The sequence below is a fragment of the Neorhizobium tunisiense genome (assembly GCF_039631515.1).
Lineage (GTDB): Bacteria > Pseudomonadota > Alphaproteobacteria > Rhizobiales > Rhizobiaceae > Neorhizobium.
Genome location: NZ_JBDIUU010000002.1, coordinates 610,260 through 628,421 on the forward strand (window position 1 = coordinate 610,260; position 18,162 = coordinate 628,421).

Sequence of the window (18,162 nt, forward strand, 5' to 3'; positions counted from 1 at the left end):
CAACCGGCAAGCGCCCTTCAGGCAGAAGGCCGGATTACCGGCCGCTGTGGCGCAAAACATGAATTCCTCTCCGTTGTCCGCAGTGGACAATGGCGAATTTCAGAAAGGGTTCCAGGTCGGCGACTGGGTGAGCTTCAGATAACCGACATTGATGCCGAGGCGAGCACCGAGGCCGGTGCGAATCGGCACGAGAATCATATTGTTGTTGCGCAGCACCGTCATGCCGACGCCGGCGACCACGAAGGCGGAGCCCGACACGCCGCCGAAGCGGGCATAAAGACTGTTCACCGAGGGCAGGTCGTAGACCAGCATCATCGCGCGGGTGCCTTGGCCGCCGTAGTCGATTCCGAGCGAGGGACCCTGCCAGAAGACCGGATGCCGACCAGCGTTCTTCGTATAAAGCTCGCCCTCGCCATAGGTCAGGCCGGCGATGAACGCGCCCGAGCCTTCCTGGCCAAGGATATAGCCGTTCGGCAGGCCATATTGCGAAAAGGCGTTCTCCACGACCTTGGCAAGGCCACCGCTGGTGGAGCCGAAGAAGCCGTGGCCGGCATCGACGATTTCCTGGGCGGAATATTGGTTGGAGCCCTGCTGGGCGGATGCCGGGCCTGCGAAGACCGCCACGGCTGCGATCACGGCAAACACCGTCGCTGTGAAACGAGCGAGGGCGGAAGGGTTGTGGATGCGCATTGTCAGATCCATGATTGTATCATCCAGGGGCACGCCTTTTGCGTCATGCTTAAGGCTCGGCCATTTTGGGGCCATGATCTTAACAATCGGTTTACCAAATATGGTGTCATTATGGCCAGGAACATTGCTCCATCCCCGCGCAACCTTCAGATGGCAAGGCGAATACGGGGGGGAACATTCCCAAACAGGAGACCTACATGCCGAAGAATCCGAATCTTACCCTTGCCGGGCCAGATCTCGCGGCACTTCTGTGCAGCCGTGTCTGCCATGACGTGATCTCCCCGGTCGGCGCGATCAACAACGGCCTCGAACTCCTCGATGAAGGTGCTGCCGACAGCGACGCGATGGATCTCATCCGCACTTCGGCGCTCAACGCTTCGGTGCGCCTCAAGTTCGCGCGGCTCGCCTTCGGTGCTTCCGGCTCGGTCGGCGCCTCGATCGATACGGGCGAGGCCGAGAAGGCCGCCAGGGATTTCGCCATCGCCGAAAAGAAGACCGAGGTCACCTGGAACGGTCCGCGGGCGATCATCGCCAAGAATCGCGTCAAACTGCTCCTCAACCTCTTCCTGGTCGCCTATGCAGGCATTCCCCGCGGCGGCTCGATCGACGTGACGCTGGAAAATCCGGAATACGATGCGAAATTCATCCTCACCATCAAGGGACGGATGATGCGCGTGCCGGCCAAGTTCGTCGAGATCGCCAGCGGTACGCTCGAAGAGCCGATCGATGCCCATTCGATCCAGCCCTATTACACGGTGCTGCTCGCCGAAGAGTCCGGCATGGAACTGAGCCACGTGGTTTCTGAAGACAAGATCGTCTTCATCGCCGAAGCCGTGGCTGCTTGAAACGATCTGTGGTTGTTTGGCGCCCGAGGGTAACCATTCATTAGCGCCATCCCCCTAAAGATAGATGCTCGGAACCAGAGCGGGTTCAGCGTCAGGGGGATACGATGCAGCGTTTAATGATTGCCGACGGATCGGACATCGTACGCACGGTCGGCAAGCGAATCCTGTCCGAACTGGGCTTCCTCGTGGTCGAGGCAGCCACCGCGCGCGAGGCGGCGACGCGCTGCAATGCCGAGCTTCCCAATTTCCTGATCGTCGATGCAGCGCTTGAAGGCGCGCTTGAACTCATCGGCACCATCCGGGCGATGCCGAACGGCAAGAGTATCCGCATCTTCTATTGCGTCATCGAGGCGGACCTGAAGAAGATGATGGCCGGCAAGCGCGCCGGTGCGGACGATTTTCTGCTGAAGCCCTTTGATCGCAAAATCCTGACGTCGGTCTTCTCGGCCCTGGCGCAGGCCGCCTGATTCTCAAGCTGCAACATCCGCTCGACAAGTGGTGGCCCGCCCCGCGGCCGCTTTTCCGTTTCCGTCACGTTTCGTTTTGGGTCCGCAGGCGGCTCAAAACAAAACGTCCGCCGGGTAGACCAGGCGGACGTTTCGAAAGGGGATTTTCAGGCAGCTCAGGCGGTTTCGGCGTATTCCGCCTCCGGTTCGCGCAGCACGTAGCCGCGGCCCCAGACGGTTTCGATATAGTTTGCGCCGCCGGCGGCGTTGGCGAGCTTCTTGCGCAGCTTGCAGATGAAGACGTCGATGATCTTCAGTTCCGGCTCGTCCATGCCACCGTAGAGGTGGTTGAGGAACATTTCTTTGGTGAGCGTGGTACCCTTGCGGAGCGAGAGGAGCTCCAGCATCTGGTATTCCTTGCCCGTCAGGTGAACGCGCTGGCCGCCGACTTCGACAGTTTTGGCGTCGAGATTGACGATCAGTTCGCCGGTAACGATGATCGACTGTGCGTGACCCTTGGAACGGCGGACGATCGCATGGATGCGAGCGACCAGTTCATCCTTGTGGAAGGGCTTGGTCATGTAGTCGTCGGCGCCGAAGCCGAGACCACGGACCTTGTCTTCGATGCCGGCCATGCCGGACAGGATGAGGATCGGTGTTTTGACCTTCGAAAGCCTCAACGTGCGAAGCACTTCGTAGCCCGACATGTCGGGCAGGTTGAGGTCGAGGAGAATGATATCATAGTCGTAGAGCTTGCCGAGGTCGACGCCTTCCTCTCCGAGGTCGGTCGTGTAGACGTTGAAGCTCTCCGATTTCAGCATTAGCTCGATGCTCTGGGCAGTCGCGCTGTCATCTTCGATGAGTAGAACCCGCATATTTTTCCCCTTTACCGCCGCGTAAGGTATCTTTGCCCCCTTACTCGATACGGATCCAGACTGAGCCTGATTTGGAAGCTGCCACTAAATGGTTAACAAATTATGATTCAACCTGGCAAGGTTCATGATTTCGTTAAGCAAGATTAGTAGCAACCTGTTTTCCCTTCAAGTTTGGCCATCACCAGGATTGAATCCGCGGATGAGGAAATTCCGCTAAGTGATTCATTCGACTCATACATTGTCGCGGCCAATTTAGGCCCTGGCATTTACCGACCCTTAAACGATCCGGTTTATCATTAATGATGCCCGTAAACGAAAGGTTAACGCGACGCTTAATTTATTAACGCCGCGAGAATTTTTTGATCCGGAGTGTACCAATCCGGATACACGGGCCTGGGTCTCGCTATCCACGGAGTATTGCGTATGAAGTCGCGTGACAGCATGGTTCGCCTGAAAAGCTTTCAGGTCACCGAAAAACGCCGTCAACTGCAGCAATTGCAGATGATGATGGCTGAATTCGAGAGAATGTCTAAAGAACTCGAGCATCAGATCACTCTGGAAGAGAAGAAATCCGGGATCACCGACCGGAATCACTTCGCTTATCCGACATTCGCGAAGGCCGCCCGCCAGCGCGCGGACAATCTTCAGGTCTCGATTCGCGAACTGAAGGTCCAGGAGGAGAGCGCAGAACTGGCGCTCGAGGAAGCGGAAGCCGAATTTGCCAAGGCTTCGGCGCTCGAAGAGCGCGATGGCGGAATGCGCGCCCGGGCTTAACACCGTCGGGCGGCATCAACGACGGAAATGTCATAGTCTGGGGCGGTGCCGCGGTGCCGAGCCCCGTTTCCGTTTTTTTGGTCTTCGTTGGCGTTTGTGATTCGGGCCCGCCCCTTAACGAAGAATGTCCTGCCAGTCCGGGTGGCGTTCCACCTGAGCCTTGAAGAACGGGCAGAGCGGAATGATCTTCCAGCCGCCCTTGCGGGCTTCTTCGACCGCGTGCAATGCCAGCGCCTGGCCCACCCCTTTGCCGCGAAGCTCGTCGGGAACCCCGGTATGATCGACGATGATCAGTTCCGGCGATGCGCGCGAAAAGGTCATTTCGGCATAATGACCCTCGACCTCGGCCACATAACGGCCGCCCGACCGGTTCTCTTCCAGAGTAATATTCATGATTGTCCCGCTTTCGTCCGTTTGGCGATGGTGTAATACGGAGAAGGCCGAAGGGAAATAGCCTGGGTTGCCGCCCAAGGGTGACACATCGTCAACGGAGAAAGCGATGAACTTGCTGCGGTCGCTTCTTCTTGCGCTGGCCGCGATTTTTCTGGCTCTCGGTCTCTTTTTGCCGATCATCCGTTTCGAGCGGCTCTATTTTTTCAGCGAGACGCCGTCTCTGGTGGAACTCGTCGCGGTGCTTTTCCGGGAGGGAGACCTGGCGCTATCGCTGGTGGTCGGCCTGTTTTCGATCGTTTTTCCGATCGTCAAGCTGGCAGGGCTGACGGTTCAGCTCTCCGGACGGGCGGCGGCGGCAGGATTTTTCCGCCGCGCGATGCCGCATCTTTCGAAATGGTCGATGATGGACGTGATGCTGGTGGCAATCGTCGTCTTCGCCGCGAAGAGCAGCGGCCTGGCTGTTGCGGTCTCGCAGCCGGGCCTCTGGTTCTACGCCGCCTCGGCCATTATCGCCGGGGTGCTGCCGTCGCTCTCCCGGATCGGATCCGGGCAGAATTGAGCCGTTTTCCAGAAACCGAAAGGTGCCGTTGCGTTCTTGGCAGCGGCACCTTTTGTTTTCCGGTGCGGACTTGGCGCCCGCGAATTCGGCGTCAGTGACGATATTGCTGGATGCGCGTGGTGCGCAGACCTGCCAGGCCATGATCGTTGATGGAGGACTGCCAGGAGAGGAATTCCTCGACGGTTAGCGTATAACGCTCGCAGGCTTCTTCCAAGCTCAACAGGCCGCCGCGAACCGCGGCTACCACCTCTGCCTTTCGCCGGATGACCCAGCGGCGCGTATTGGCCGGCGGCAGGTCGGCGATCGTCAAGGGGCTGCCATCGGGGCCGATGACATATTTTACTCGGGGACGTATCAATTCGGTCATTGAACTCTCTACACAACGCAAGACCACGTCGGTGAGCCTAGCCGCCCAGTTTTAACATTTGACTAAACAGGCCGCAGCATTTGTTCCAACTATGGCAACAATCGCGCCGCGTGTCCCCGGGCAGGACGAAAAAGGGCCATTTGCAAAGTAAAAGCGGTGTCCGGCGATTGGACGACCGCTTGAAAGCAGCCGATCAGAAGCCTTTGCCGCCACGGAATTCCGCAAGCAGCGTGCCGAGCATGATACGCAGATCGAGCAAAATGGAGAAATTATCGATGTAATGGAGGTCGCATGCGATACGGGCGCGCGCCTTGCCAGGGCGATCCGTCGGTCCGCGAAGACCGCGCATCTGTGCCAGGCCGGTCATGCCCGGCCGCATCGAATGGCGGCGATGATAATCCGAAACCAGGCTCTCGTAGGGGATGCCGGCGGCTAGCATGTCGATCACGTGGCAGCGCGGGCCGACCAGCGACATGTCGCCTTTCAGAACGTTCAGGAACTGCGGCAGTTCGTCGACATTGGCCTTGCGGATGAGGGCGCCGACGCGGGTGATGCGCGGATCGTCCTTGACTGTCTGGGCTATCCCCCTCGCATCGCCGAGATTGGTGCGCATCGAACGGAACTTGTAGACCCGGAACCTGCGACCGTCCTTGCCCCAGCGCATCTGGGTGAAGAGCGCGGGCCCGTCGCTGTCGATGCGGATCGCCAGCGCGACGAGCAGCATCAGAGGCAGGAGCAGGATCAGCGCGGAAAGCGAGACGCCGATGTCGATCGCCCGTTTTGCCGCGAGCTGCGTTCGAAGGCTGCCGCTGGATTTACGCGGTAAACCCGAATGCCGGATGAGGATTGGCGGCAGCTCGATGCGCCGCCAGCCGCCCGACCCGTCGGTGGTGTCGTCATGCAGATCAGGAACACTCAAAACCAGCCACCCCACCCAACGCCCGACGCCCTGAGGGCGGCGGCAACTCTTGATAGAATACCTCCAGTCCGGAGTCATCAACCAAGTTAACCGTCTGTTAAGGATGAATAGAATTTTAGAGATTGCTGTTATTGCAGCATCGCCAAAGATAACTCTGTTTTTCCGGCGCCCAATTCCAGTTGTGCCGTTCCTGCATGCCCGAGCGTCACGTAATCTCCCGCGGAAAAGGAAAAAATTCCCGTTGCGGACTGCATTTGTGCTCCACCGGCAGCGCCATTCATCAGAATAAGTGTCTGCGTTGCATTGAGCATCAGGCTGGTCGCGTGCCCGGAGGACGAGAGCACCGCGAGATTGAGGGCGACGAGATAAACGCCGTCGGCCGGCACCACGACCCGGTTGCCGCCGCCACCGACCGCCGCGCCCAGCGAAAAGCCGCCGTGATCGAGGGCAAGCGTGGTGAAGCCGCTCTGCTGGCCAGCGGTCGGGGTGAAACTCGTGCCGGTGCGGTAAGCGCGGGCGGCCGGCTGGTTCGGTAGCGAGAGACGGCCGGTGGGCGAGATCGACAGCCCGGTCTTCCATGTCGTCCCGTCGCTGACCTTGACGGAGAACTCGGTGTTGCCGGCCAAACCCATTTCCGCATGACCCGTCCAGTTCGACTGGAAGAGCAGCGAGGCCGTGTCGGTAGGCGCGGCCTTGTTGACCTTGATCTGGTGGCCGTTGCCGGCGTGGTTGAACAGGCTTGCCGGTGAGGCGAGCGTGAGCCGGTTGGTGCTGTCGGGCGTCGCATTGATGCCGAGTTCGTCGAGGCGGCCGGTGGCGGGCAGGGGAATGTCCTGCCAGAGCGCGCCCGAGAACACCTTGAGCTTTTCGGAAGCGGCGAACCAGGCGCGCCAGCCGATGCGCGGGATCAGAAATGCCCAATAGCCGTCCTGCCAGGAAGCGACACGTCCCGTTTTGCCGGCCCAGGCGCCGGTCGGCGCGGTCGCCACCAGATAACAGGCGCCTTCTTCGGGTGCCCCTGGCGGATTTGCGAGTTCCGCCAGGATGGTCAGATGCACCAGCGCGTCGAGCCGCAGCAGCGCCTCGTTGTGGGTCACGTGTTTCTGCGCCTGGGAAGGCAGGATGAAGGGCATGTTCAGATTTGCGGTCGTGTCGGCCATGGTTGTCTCCTTTCGGTCGACCGCGAGTCTAAGGCCGATGGCGCAGGCGGGGAGGCGGAGGCGATCAAGCCTTTGAAAAACCTCAACCGGCCCTTGGGAAACATGCCCGCTTCAACGCTGCGTGCCTTTGACGCAACGCCTGGGCGTTTCGTCGCATGCAGGCTTTTCGATGTCCTGATTGCGCTTGTCCTTTGTCTCGCATATGCGAATGTGAGCGCGGCGAGAGACAGGGAAAAGCATGCGTTATTCGGCCTACTCGATCTTCAAGGAAGCGCTGTCCGGCAACCGGATGTGGAAGCCCGCCTGGCGCGAACCGCAACCGAAGCCACATTACGACGTGATCATCGTCGGTGGCGGCGGGCATGGGCTGGCGACCGCCTACTACCTTGCCAAGGAATTCGGCATCACCAATGTCGCGGTGCTCGAAAAGGGTTACCTCGGGTCCGGCAATGTCGGGCGCAACACGACGATCATCCGCTCCAACTACCTGCTCGAAGGCAACAACCCGTTCTACGAATTTTCGCTGAAGCTGTGGGAAGGGCTGGAGCGGGATTTCAACTACAATGCCATGGTGTCCCAGCGCGGCATGCTCAACCTCTTCCATTCCGACGGCCAGCGGGACGCCTATGCCCGCAAGGGCAACGGCATGCGCATCCATGGCGTCGATGCCGAACTGCTCGACCGCGAGCAGGTGCGCCGGAAAGCGCCCTATCTCAATTTCGACCACGCCCGTTTCCCGATCATGGGCGCGCTCTACCAGAAGCGCGCCGGCACGGTGCGGCATGATGCGGTCGCCTGGGGTTACGGCCGCGGGGCGGACGCCCGCGGCGTCGACCTGATCCAGCATTGCGAGGTGACCGGCATCCGCCGCGAGAACGGACTTGTGGTGGGCGTCGAGACCAGCAGGGGCTTTATCGGCTGCAACAAGCTGGCGCTTGCGGCCGCCGGCAACACGACGACGGTCGGCCGGATGGCCGATCTCGAACTGCCGATCGAGACGCATGTCCTGCAGGCCTTCGTCTCGGAAGGGCTGAAACCGGTGGTCGACCATGTGATCACCTATGGCGCCGGCCATTTCTACATATCGCAGTCGGACAAGGGCGGGCTGGTGTTCGGCGCGGAGATCGACTTCTATTCGTCCTATGCGCAGCGCGGCAATCTGCAGACCGTCGAGCACACGATGGAGGAGGGGGTGTCGCTGATCCCCGGCCTGTCGCGCGCCAAGGTGCTGAGAAGCTGGGGCGGCGTCATGGACATGTCGATGGACGGATCGCCGATCATCGACCGCACGCCGGTCGACAATCTCTATCTCAACTGCGGCTGGTGTTACGGCGGCTTCAAGGCGACGCCGGCCTCCGGTTTCTGCTTCGCCCACCTGATCGCCAAAAACGAGACGCATCACGTCTCACGCTTCATGCGGCTCGACCGGTTCGAGCGCGGCTACACGATCGACGAAGCGGGCCGCGGCCCCCAGCCGAACCTCCACTGAGCAAGATCCCCCATGGCAAGCCTGATCACCTGTCCGCATTGCGGCACCAGACCCAAGGAAGAGTTTTCGATCCGCGGTGCCGCCGCGCCGAAACGCCCTGCGCCGATCGCCAAGGACGAGGCCTGGCATCGTTACGTTTATGTCCGCGACAATCCGAAAGGGCGAACCCTGGAATATTGGCATCATGTTGCCGGCTGTCGCCGTTTTCTGATGGTCGAGCGGGACAATCTCACGCATGAGGTTTTCGGCGTGACCGACGCTTCGACGGGGGCCGCCGAATGACCTCCTATCGTCTCGGGTCCGGCGGTGCGATCAATCGCGGCCAGTCGCTCAATTTCACCTTCGACGGCCGGACCTACAAGGGCTTCGAGGGCGATACGCTCGCCTCGGCGCTGCTGGCCAACGACCAGATGCTGATGGCTCGCAGCTTCAAGTATCACCGCCCGCGCGGGGTGGTCACGGCAGGCTCCGCGGAGCCGAATGCGCTGATGACGATCGGGTCCGGCGCGCGGGCCGAGCCGAACGCCCGGGCGACGGTGGTCGAGCTCTACAACGGTCTTGCCGCCGCAAGCCAGAACCGCTGGCCGTCGCTGAAACATGATTTTGGCGCGGTGAACGATCTGTTTTCACCGTTCCTCGGCGCCGGTTTCTACTACAAGACCTTCATGTGGCCCGGCGTGCTGTGGGAGAAGCTCTACGAACCGCTGATCCGCCGCGCCGCCGGTCTTGGCAAGGTGACGATGCAGGCGGATCCCGACCGTTACGAAAAATCCTGGGCGCATTGTGACCTGCTGGTGATCGGCGCAGGGCCGACAGGCCTGATGGCGGCGCTTGCGGCGGGTCGGGCGGGCGTGCGGGTCATCCTCTGCGACGAAGGGTTCAGGTTCGGCGGTTCGCTGCTGTCGGAAAGTGCAGCTGTCGGCGGCCAGCCGGCTGCGGTCTTCGCCGCTGAGATCGTCGAGGAACTGGCGTCGCTGCCGAATGTGACGCTGATGCCGCGCACCACCGTTTTCGGCTGGTATGACGATATGGTGTTCGGCGCCGTCGAGCGGGTGCAGAAACACGTGGCCTCGCCATCGCCGGACCTGCCGATGGAGCGGTTGTGGCGCATCGTTGCGAAACGGGCGATCCTTGCCACCGGTGCCGAGGAGCGGCCGCTCGTCTTCGGCGGCAACGACAAGCCGGGGGTGATGACGGCAGGGGCGGCGCGCACCTATCTCAATCGCTATGGCGTCGCCGTCGGCGGCAAGGTTGCGATCTTCACCAGTGGCGGCTCCGGGTACCGCACCGCGGCCGATCTCGTAGCGCAGGGCGTCGAGGTGACCGCGATCATCGATGCCAGGCCGCAATCGGCCGATCCGGTGTCGGAAAGCATTCGGGTCATCCGCAACGGCTCGGTCATCGCCACGAAGGGCCGGCACCGCATCGAGGGGCTGATCGCCGAACGCTCCGGCTTCGAGGAGGTGATCGGCTGCGATGCGCTCGCCATGTCCGGCGGATGGTCACCGATCGTGCACCTGATGTGCCAGCGCGGCGCCAAGCCCGTCTGGTCGGACGAGAAACAGGCGTTCCTGGCGCCCGACGTGGGCAGTGCCTTCATCGCCGCGGGTTCCGCTGCCGGCCACGCGTCGCTCGGCGACTGCCTGAAGGACGGTGCCGCCCAGGCGCATGCGGCGCTCGGCGCGCTGGGCCGGCTGGTCGGCTCGCTCGACATGCCTGAGGTCGAGGGGGAATACGATCCCTCCTTCGCGCCGCTCTGGTATGTGCCGGGTGCGAGGGACAAGGCTTTCGTCGATTTTCAGAACGACGTGCATGTCGGCGATCTCGGCCTCGCCCAGCGCGAGGGGTTTCGCCATATCGAACATACCAAGCGTTATACGACCGCCGGCATGGCGACCGACCAGGGCAAGCTCGGCAATGTCAACACGGCCGGCATCGTCGCCGGGATGCGTGGCGTTTCGCCAGCCGAGATCGGCACCACGACATTCCGGCCGTTCTACACGCCGGTCTCCTTCGGCGCTCTGGCCGGTACGGCTCGGGCCGAGCATGCGGCCCCGGTACGTACCTCGCCGCTGCATGGCTGGGCGAGAAAGAACGGCGCGACTTTCGTCGAATCCGGTCTCTGGTACCGCTCCGCCTGGTTCCCGCGAGAGGGCGAAAAGACCTGGCGGGAAAGCGTCGACCGCGAGGTCTTGAACGTTCGCGCCCATGCCGGGCTCTGCGACGTTTCCACGCTCGGCAAGATGGAGCTATTCGGGCCGGGCGCGGCGGAATTCCTCGATCGTATCTATTCCAATAGCTTTCTGAAGCTGCCGGTCGGAAGAGCACGTTACGGGCTGATGCTGCGCGAGGACGGCATCGTCTTCGACGACGGAACAGTGAGCCGGCTTTCCGAAAACCACTATGTCATGACCACGACGACGGCTTCTGCCGCGGAAGTGCTCGCGCATCTGGAATTCTCGGCACAGACCTTCTGGCCGGAGCTCGACGTGCGCTTCGTCTCCTCGACGGATCAGTGGGCGCAGATGTCGCTCGCCGGGCCGAAGGCGCGAATCATCATGAGCCGCGTCGTGCAGGACGATATTTCCGATGCTGCCTTTCCCTTCCTCGCTGCCAGGGAGGTGATGCTGCGCGACGGACTGAAGGCGCGGCTGTTCCGCATCTCCTTCTCGGGCGAACTCGCCTACGAGCTCGGGGTTCCGGCCGGTTACGGCGAGGCGGTCGCCGACGCGATCATGAATGCGGGCCGCGAGGAGGGGATCTGCGCCTATGGTGTCGAGGCCCTTAACGTGCTGCGCGTCGAGAAGGGACATGTCACCCACAGCGAGCTCGACGGCCGCACCACGGCGGACGATGTCGGGCTTGGCCGGATGATGGCGATGCAGAAGCCGGATTTCATCGGCAAGCGGCTGTCCACCCGATTCGGCCTGACGGCCGCCGACCGTCTGCAACTCGTCGGACTAAAGCCGGTTGAGGCCGACAAGGAGATCAAGGTTGGCGCGCACCTGCTCAAAGACGGCGCGAAACCGTCGATGGCGAACGACCAGGGTTTCGTCTCGTCGGCCTGTTTTTCACCAACTCTCGGGCATTTCATCGCGCTCGGCATGCTGAAATCCGGGCGCGAGCGGATCGGCGAGCGGGTCATGGTCTGGGACGGGTTGCGCGGCTCGGAAGTGCTTGGTGAAGTCTGCCCGCCGGTCTTCGTCGACCCCGAAAACCGCAAACTGCATCTCTGAGGGCTGCTGAATGTCCATCAATCTTCTCCACCGGCATGTCCTCGACGATCATATTTCCGGCTTCGAGACGGACCCCAATCCGAACCATCTCTCCATCATTCGCCGGCCAGTGATCTTCTCGATCCTCGCCCATGCCGGGCAGGAGGCCGCCGTCGCCGAGGCCCTGTGGAATGCCGAGGATGTCGCGCCGCGCTTCTGCAGCCCGTCCGAATGGCTTGCCGTATCGCGGACGGTCGGCGCCGAGACGGTCGCCGGCATGCTGTCCGGGATCGCCGGAGCGTCCGTCGTCGATCAGAGCGACGGTCGCGTGCTCATGGAAATCTCCGGTCCGAGCGTGCGAACGATTCTGGCCAAATGCGTGGCGATCGACCTGCATCCGGAGATCTTCGAGGAGGGCCATTCCGCCTTGATGCTGTGCTGCCACGCGGAGGCGAATGTGGCCCGCACCGGTGCCGATACGTTCGAGATCATCGTGCCGCGCTCGCTTGCCGGATCGGTTTTCGAGGAGTTGATGGAGATGGGCCGCGAACATGCGCTGACCCGCGGCTTTGCTGACTGACCGCTGCGCTTGCAGGTCGAGGGTTGGATCTGGATTTAACGTTAACCGCAGTACGATCTTTAATTTCGAAAACCGGGCGTCCTGACTAATTTTTCGTCAGAAGCTGCCGGTTTTGTGGAATTTCTGATCTTTGTGTTGCCAGATTGTTGAGAAGTGCCGCGATTTTGTCGATCTCTCGGCTTTTTGTCTTCACATTCCTTACGAAAACGTTATGGAATGCGCCAAAGAACGTAAGAACCCGCAAGGGGCAAATAAACGAGATGCGACCCTCCCGGGATCGCATCCAGGGGAAAATATATGGAGTATTTTATCCAGCAGCTCATCAACGGGCTGACTCTTGGATCCATCTATGGCCTTGTGGCAATCGGCTATACGATGGTTTACGGCATCATCGGCATGATCAACTTCGCCCATGGCGATATTTTCATGCTCGGCGGTTTTGCCGCTCTCATCGTCTTTCTGATCGCAACCTCCTTCTTCGCCGGTATTCCGGTGGCGTTGCTTCTGCTGTTGATGCTGCTTGTCGGCATGCTGATGACAGGGTTGTGGAACTGGACGATCGAGCGGGTCGCCTACCGGCCGTTGCGCGGTTCGTTCCGGCTTGCGCCGCTGATCACCGCGATCGGCATGTCGATCGTGCTATCCAACTTCATCCAGGTGACGCAGGGGCCGCGCAACAAGCCGATCCCGCCCATGGTGACCGACGTCTTCCATCTCGGTGCCATCACCGTCTCGCTGAAGCAGGTGCTCATCGTCGTCATCACGGCGGTGCTGCTGTTCGCCTTCTGGTACATCGTCAACAGGACGCCGCTCGGGCGCGCCCAGCGGGCAACCGAACAGGACCGCAAGATGGCGGCGCTGCTCGGCGTCGACGTTGACCGGACGATCTCGATCACCTTCATCATGGGTGCAGCGCTCGCGGCCGTCGCCGGTGCCATGTACCTGATGTATTACGGCGTCGCCTCGTTCAACGACGGCTTCATCCCGGGGGTCAAAGCGTTCACGGCGGCGGTTCTCGGCGGTATCGGTTCGCTGCCGGGCGCGGTTCTCGGAGGGCTGCTGATCGGTCTCATCGAGTCGCTGTGGTCGGCCTATTTCTCCATCGCCTACAAGGACGTCGCCACGTTTGCGATCCTCGCTTTCGTGCTGATCTTCAAGCCGACCGGCATTCTCGGCCGGCCGGAAGTGGAGAAGGTGTAACATGGCAGCTGCAACCGAAACCGGACATCCGAACGTGCTTGCCAAGGCGGTGCGGGAGGGGCTGTTTGCCGGCGTCATTTCCTTCTTCATGTTCCTGCTGTTCGTCGGCATCGAGACCTATCAGGACATCAACAACGCGCTGGTCTGGCGCACCCGCTGGGGCCTGCTGGCGATCTTCGTGGCTGTTGCGGCGATCGGCCGCTTCCTGACCGTCGGCTTCATCAAGCCACATATCGACCGGCGCAAGCTCGCCAAGGCCAAGAGCGGCGTTCTCGAGATCTCCGAGCAGAAGAACTTCTTCCACCGGCATTTCCTGAAGATCGCGCTGATCTTCCTGCTGGTCTATCCCTTCCTGTCGCTGCTGATCGTCGGCAAGCAGGGATCGCTGAAATATGTCGACAATTTCGGCATCCAGATCCTCATCTACGTGATGCTCGCCTGGGGCCTGAACATCGTGGTCGGCCTCGCCGGCCTTCTCGACCTCGGCTATGTCGCCTTTTATGCGGTCGGCGCCTATTCCTACGCGCTGCTGTCCTCCTATTTCGGCTTCTCCTTCTGGCTGCTTTTGCCGATGTCGGGCATTCTCGCAGCGCTCTGGGGCATCATCCTCGGTTTTCCTGTCCTGCGTCTGAGGGGCGACTATCTCGCCATCGTGACGCTTGCCTTCGGGGAGATCATCCGCCTCGTGCTGATCAACTGGACGGACGTGACCAAGGGAACTTTCGGGATCTCGGGCATTGCCAAGGCGTCGTTCTTCGGCATCTGGTCCTTCGATACCGGCACGGCCAACAACTTCGTCAAGGCATGGGGCCTGTCGGCGTCCTCGGTCTATTACAAGGTCTTCCTGTTTTACGTCATCCTGGCGCTCTGCATGCTGACCGCTTACGTCACCATCCGCCTGCGGCGCATGCCGATCGGCCGGGCCTGGGAAGCGTTGCGCGAGGACGAGATCGCCTGCCGTTCGCTCGGCATCAATACCGTCACCACCAAGCTGACCGCCTTTGCCACCGGGGCGATGTTCGGCGGCTTTGCCGGGGCGTTCTTTGCAACCCGCCAGGGTTTCGTGTCGCCGGAAAGCTTCGTCTTCCTGGAATCGGCCGTGATCCTGGCGATGGTCGTTCTCGGCGGCATGGGGTCGCTCACCGGCATCGCGCTTGCCGCGGTGGTGATGGTGGGCGGCACCGAAGTGCTGCGCGAAATGTCCTTCCTCAAGGCCGTGTTCGGACCGGACTTCACGCCTGAGCTCTACCGCATGCTGCTCTTCGGCCTGGCGATGATCATCGTCATGCTGTTCAAGCCGCGCGGCTTCGTCGGATCGCGGGAACCGACGGCCTTCCTCAAGGAGCGCAGGGCGGTCTCCGGAAGCTTTACCAAGGAGGGTCACGGCTGATGGCTCTCGGAACGACGACAATGACGAACGATACGATCCTCAAGGTCGAGCACCTGTCGATGAAGTTCGGCGGCCTGATGGCGATCAACGACCTGTCGCTGGAAGTACGGCGCGGCGAGATCACCGCCCTGATCGGCCCGAACGGCGCCGGCAAGACCACGGTGTTCAACTGCATCACCGGTTTCTACAAGCCGACCATGGGCATGCTCACCCTGCAGCGCAGGGACGGCAAGGAATACCTGCTGGAACGCCTTCGCGACTTCGAGATCCCCAAGGTGGCGGGCGTCGCCCGCACGTTCCAGAACATCCGGCTGTTCTCGGGCCTGACGGTTCTCGAAAACCTGCTGGTCGCACAACACAACGCGCTGATGAAGGCCTCGGGCTATACGATCCTCGGGCTCCTCGGCCTGCCGGCCTACAGCAAGGCGGTCGATGCCTCGATCGAGAAGGCGAAATACTGGCTCGACAAGGCCGATCTGACCGATCGCGCCGACGATCCCGCCGGCGACCTTCCTTACGGCGCCCAGCGGCGGCTCGAAATCGCCCGCGCGATGTGCACCAATCCGGAACTGCTGTGCCTCGATGAGCCGGCGGCCGGTCTTAACCCTCGCGAATCGGCGGCGCTGAACACGCTGCTGCATCAGATCCGCGATGAAGGCGTATCGATCCTTTTGATCGAGCACGACATGTCGGTGGTCATGCAGATTTCCGACCATGTCGTGGTGCTCGAATACGGCCAGAAGATTTCCGACGGCTCGCCGGACCATGTGAAGAACGACCCACGAGTGATCGCCGCGTATCTCGGCGTCGAGGATGACGAGGTGGAAGAGGTGATCGCGGTAGAACTCGAGGGAGGCAATCACTGATGGCGGCCGAAAACCTTCTGAAAGTCGAGGCTGTCGAGACTTATTACGGCAATATCCGTGCACTCGCAGGCGTCGATGTCGAAGTCAACAAAGGCGAGATCGTCAGCCTGATCGGTGCCAACGGTGCCGGCAAATCGACGCTGATGATGACCATCTGCGGTGCCCCGCAGGCCCGCGCCGGCTCGATCATCTTCGACGGCGAGGACATCACCAGGCTGCCGACGCACCTGATCGCGCGACGCCGCATCGCGCAGTCTCCCGAAGGCCGGCGCATCTTTCCGCGCATGACCGTCTACGAGAACCTGCAGATGGGCGCCGGCCTCGACAACCTCAAATATTTCAGCGAGGATGTCGAGAAGATCTTCACGCTCTTCCCGCGCCTCAAGGAACGCCAGGCGCAGCGCGGCGGCACGCTTTCGGGCGGCGAACAGCAGATGCTGTCGATCGGGCGCGCGCTGATGGCGCGGCCGAAGCTGCTTTTACTCGACGAGCCTTCGCTGGGCTTGGCGCCGCTGATCGTCAAGGGCATTTTCGAGGCGATCAAGAAGCTGAACCACGAAGAGGGGCTTACCGTCTTCCTGGTCGAGCAGAATGCGTTCGCGGCATTGAAACTCTCCGACCGTGGCTATGTGATGGTCAACGGCAAGGTGACGATGTCCGGTTCCGGAAAAGAGCTTCTCGCCAATCCGGAAGTGCGCGCCGCCTACCTTGAGGGTGGACGGCATTGAACGTAGTGGTTGTGCTTTTGGCAACCGGAGGAATTTAGGATGCAGGGACTGTTTTTCGAAAGCGACAGCGGCGTGCGCTACCTCTTGCGTTTCCTCGTGCTGATCATCGGTTTCTGGACTGCCTGGCGCTCGGGCAGGGCCGCCGCCGAGGGCTGGAACGGCTATCCGACGGTGGTGGTCTATACGCTTCTGCTCGGCGTGGCGATGCGCTTTCTGCACTATGCGCTGTTCCAGGGGCCATTCATCAGCCCGTTCTACTACATCCTCGACGTGGTCATCCTGCTGGTGTTTTCGAGCGCCGGATTCCGCATTCGGCGGACGCGCCAGATGGTGCAAAATTACTATTGGCTCTACGAGCCGACTTCGGCTTTTTCCTTCAAGAAGAAAGATTGACAGCCGCACTTTTCTGTCCTCAGATTGGCGCGGGTTGAAATCATAAGTAACCTAGAGTGGAACATTTCCGGCGCAGTGATGGTGGGTATTGCGCCCGGTTTCGAAAAATCAGCTCACCTAAAAAATTGGGAGTAACTCGATGAAGAAGTCTCTTCTTTCCGCGGTTGCGCTGACGGCCATGGTCGCCTTCAGCGGTAGCGCATGGGCCGACATCGTTATTGGCGTCGGCGGTCCGCTCACGGGTCCGAACGCCGCCTTCGGTGCACAGCTCCAGAAGGGTGCCGAACAGGCTGCAGCCGATATCAATGCCGCCGGCGGCATCAACGGCGAAAAGATCAAGATCGTCCTCGGCGACGACGTATCGGACCCCAAGCAGGGCATCTCGGTTGCCAACAAGTTTGCTTCCGACGGCGTCAAGTACGTGGTTGGCCACTTCAACTCCGGCGTCTCGATCCCGGCTTCCAAGGAAGTCTATGCCGAGAACGGCATGCTCGAAATTACCCCGGCTGCGACCAACCCGGTCTTCACCGAGCGCGGCCTGTGGAACGTCTTCCGTACCTGCGGTCGTGACGACCAGCAGGGCAGCGTTGCCGGCGCTTACCTCGCCGACAAGTTCAAGACCGCCAAGATCGCCATCATCGACGACAAGACGCCTTACGGCCAGGGCCTTGCCGAAGAAACGAAGAAGGCCATGAACGCCAAGGGCCTCAAGGAAGTCATCCGCGAAGGCGTCAACGTCGGCGACAAGGACTTCTCGGCCCTCATCTCCAAGATGAAGGAAGCCGGCGTCTCGATCATCTACTGGGGCGGTCTCCACACCGAAGCCGGCCTGATCATCCGCCAGGCCAAGGACCAGGGCCTCAAGGCTACGCTCGTTTCGGGTGACGGTATCGTCTCCAACGAACTGGCCTCGATCGCCGGCGACGCCGTCGCAGGCACGCTCAACACCTTCGGTCCCGACCCGACGCTGAACCCGGCCAACAAGGACCTGGTTGCCAAGTTCAAGGCTGCCGGCTTCAACCCGGAAGCCTACACGCTCTACTCCTATGCTGCCGTGCAGGTCATCGCTGCCGGCATCAAGGCAACCGGCAAGGCCGACGACGCCGAAGCCGTTGCCAAGACGCTGCATGAAAAGGGTCCGTTCAAGACCGTTCTCGGCGACATGGCCTTCGACGCCAAGGGCGACCCGAAGATCCCGGGCTATATCATGTACGAATGGAAGAAGGGCCCGGACGGCAAGTACAGCTACTTCCCGCAGATGTAATCCGTTCTC

General features: G+C 61.2%; 20 protein-coding genes. 14 read left to right on the forward strand and 6 right to left on the reverse strand.

The annotated features are described in order from the left end of the window. Positions 1-99: 99 nt before the first annotated feature. Entirely contained in the window at positions 100-702 is a 603-nt protein-coding gene (locus tag ABCW43_RS12015; RefSeq protein WP_445738930.1) for a DUF1134 domain-containing protein, read from the reverse strand. A 185-nt stretch (positions 703-887) separates the two neighbouring features. On the opposite strand from ABCW43_RS12015, the gene chpT reads away from it, so the two are divergent. Both chpT and ABCW43_RS12025 read left to right on the forward strand, forming a co-directional pair. Beyond that, on the forward strand, positions 888-1,535 hold the full coding sequence (gene chpT / locus ABCW43_RS12020) for a histidine phosphotransferase ChpT (RefSeq protein WP_345924556.1): 648 nt from the start codon (positions 888-890) through the stop codon (positions 1,533-1,535). Between the two features lie 104 nt (positions 1,536-1,639). Beyond that, complete coding sequence (locus tag ABCW43_RS12025) at positions 1,640-2,002, forward strand: response regulator (RefSeq protein ID WP_345924558.1); 363 nt, start codon at positions 1,640-1,642, stop codon at positions 2,000-2,002. 155 nt (positions 2,003-2,157) lie between these two features. Here ABCW43_RS12025 and ctrA read toward each other — a convergent pair whose 3' ends face one another. Next, positions 2,158-2,856: a response regulator transcription factor CtrA gene (gene ctrA, locus ABCW43_RS12030; protein WP_007769464.1), complete on the reverse strand. Its 699-nt coding sequence runs from the start codon at positions 2,854-2,856 to the stop codon at positions 2,158-2,160. Positions 2,857-3,279: 423 nt separating this feature from the next. Between ctrA and ABCW43_RS12035 the strand changes: the two genes are divergently transcribed. After that, positions 3,280-3,630, forward strand: a complete 351-nt coding sequence (locus ABCW43_RS12035) for a hypothetical protein (RefSeq protein WP_046603647.1) — start codon at positions 3,280-3,282, stop codon at positions 3,628-3,630. A 114-nt stretch (positions 3,631-3,744) separates the two neighbouring features. Here the strand turns inward: ABCW43_RS12035 and ABCW43_RS12040 are convergent, their stop codons facing one another. After that, positions 3,745-4,023, reverse strand: coding sequence for a GNAT family N-acetyltransferase (locus ABCW43_RS12040; protein WP_345924563.1), 279 nt, complete (start codon positions 4,021-4,023; stop codon positions 3,745-3,747). A 106-nt stretch (positions 4,024-4,129) separates the two neighbouring features. On the opposite strand from ABCW43_RS12040, the gene ABCW43_RS12045 reads away from it, so the two are divergent. Then, positions 4,130-4,582, forward strand: coding sequence for a paraquat-inducible protein A (locus tag ABCW43_RS12045; protein WP_345924565.1), 453 nt, complete (start codon positions 4,130-4,132; stop codon positions 4,580-4,582). Between the two features lie 91 nt (positions 4,583-4,673). Here the strand turns inward: ABCW43_RS12045 and sciP are convergent, their stop codons facing one another. From sciP to ABCW43_RS12060, 3 genes are all read right to left on the reverse strand, one after another. Beyond that, on the reverse strand, positions 4,674-4,949 hold the full coding sequence (gene sciP, locus ABCW43_RS12050; protein ID WP_007769470.1) for a CtrA inhibitor SciP: 276 nt from the start codon (positions 4,947-4,949) through the stop codon (positions 4,674-4,676). A gap of 193 nt (positions 4,950-5,142) precedes the next feature. Next, positions 5,143-5,796, reverse strand: coding sequence for a sugar transferase (locus ABCW43_RS12055; protein ID WP_445738941.1), 654 nt, complete (start codon positions 5,794-5,796; stop codon positions 5,143-5,145). A 200-nt stretch (positions 5,797-5,996) separates the two neighbouring features. After that, entirely contained in the window at positions 5,997-7,028 is a 1,032-nt protein-coding gene (locus ABCW43_RS12060) for a DUF2793 domain-containing protein (protein WP_345924568.1), read from the reverse strand. Positions 7,029-7,266: 238 nt separating this feature from the next. Between ABCW43_RS12060 and ABCW43_RS12065 the strand changes: the two genes are divergently transcribed. From ABCW43_RS12065 to ABCW43_RS12110, 10 genes are all read left to right on the forward strand, one after another. Next, entirely contained in the window at positions 7,267-8,517 is a 1,251-nt protein-coding gene (locus ABCW43_RS12065) for a sarcosine oxidase subunit beta family protein (RefSeq protein ID WP_345924570.1), read from the forward strand. Positions 8,518-8,529: 12 nt separating this feature from the next. Further along, on the forward strand, positions 8,530-8,799 hold the full coding sequence (locus tag ABCW43_RS12070) for a sarcosine oxidase subunit delta (RefSeq protein WP_345924572.1): 270 nt from the start codon (positions 8,530-8,532) through the stop codon (positions 8,797-8,799). After that, positions 8,796-11,753 carry a sarcosine oxidase subunit alpha family protein gene (locus ABCW43_RS12075; protein ID WP_345924574.1) on the forward strand — a complete coding sequence of 986 codons (2,958 nt, stop codon included), beginning with the start codon at positions 8,796-8,798 and terminating at the stop codon, positions 11,751-11,753. Before ABCW43_RS12070 ends, ABCW43_RS12075 begins: the two co-directional genes overlap by 4 nt. A 10-nt stretch (positions 11,754-11,763) precedes the next feature. Beyond that, the gene (locus ABCW43_RS12080; protein WP_345924576.1) at positions 11,764-12,312 is read left to right on the forward strand and encodes a sarcosine oxidase subunit gamma; all 549 of its coding nucleotides are present in this window, start codon (positions 11,764-11,766) and stop codon (positions 12,310-12,312) included. Positions 12,313-12,609: 297 nt separating this feature from the next. Further along, the gene (locus ABCW43_RS12085) at positions 12,610-13,512 is read left to right on the forward strand and encodes a branched-chain amino acid ABC transporter permease (protein ID WP_210008678.1); all 903 of its coding nucleotides are present in this window, start codon (positions 12,610-12,612) and stop codon (positions 13,510-13,512) included. Position 13,513: 1 nt separating this feature from the next. Continuing rightward, positions 13,514-14,902, forward strand: a complete 1,389-nt coding sequence (gene livM, locus ABCW43_RS12090) for a high-affinity branched-chain amino acid ABC transporter permease LivM (protein WP_345924580.1) — start codon at positions 13,514-13,516, stop codon at positions 14,900-14,902. Further along, complete coding sequence (locus ABCW43_RS12095) at positions 14,902-15,768, forward strand: ABC transporter ATP-binding protein (protein ID WP_345924582.1); 867 nt, start codon at positions 14,902-14,904, stop codon at positions 15,766-15,768. The genes livM and ABCW43_RS12095 overlap by 1 nt, the downstream gene beginning before the upstream one ends. After that, positions 15,768-16,496 (forward strand): ABC transporter ATP-binding protein, encoded by a 729-nt coding sequence (locus ABCW43_RS12100; RefSeq protein ID WP_345924584.1) that lies wholly within the window; start codon positions 15,768-15,770, stop codon positions 16,494-16,496. The genes ABCW43_RS12095 and ABCW43_RS12100 overlap by 1 nt, the downstream gene beginning before the upstream one ends. A 39-nt stretch (positions 16,497-16,535) precedes the next feature. After that, entirely contained in the window at positions 16,536-16,889 is a 354-nt protein-coding gene (locus tag ABCW43_RS12105; protein WP_345924586.1) for a DUF6867 family protein, read from the forward strand. Positions 16,890-17,028: 139 nt separating this feature from the next. Then, positions 17,029-18,153, forward strand: coding sequence for a branched-chain amino acid ABC transporter substrate-binding protein (locus ABCW43_RS12110; protein WP_345924588.1), 1,125 nt, complete (start codon positions 17,029-17,031; stop codon positions 18,151-18,153). Positions 18,154-18,162: the final 9 nt, after the last annotated feature.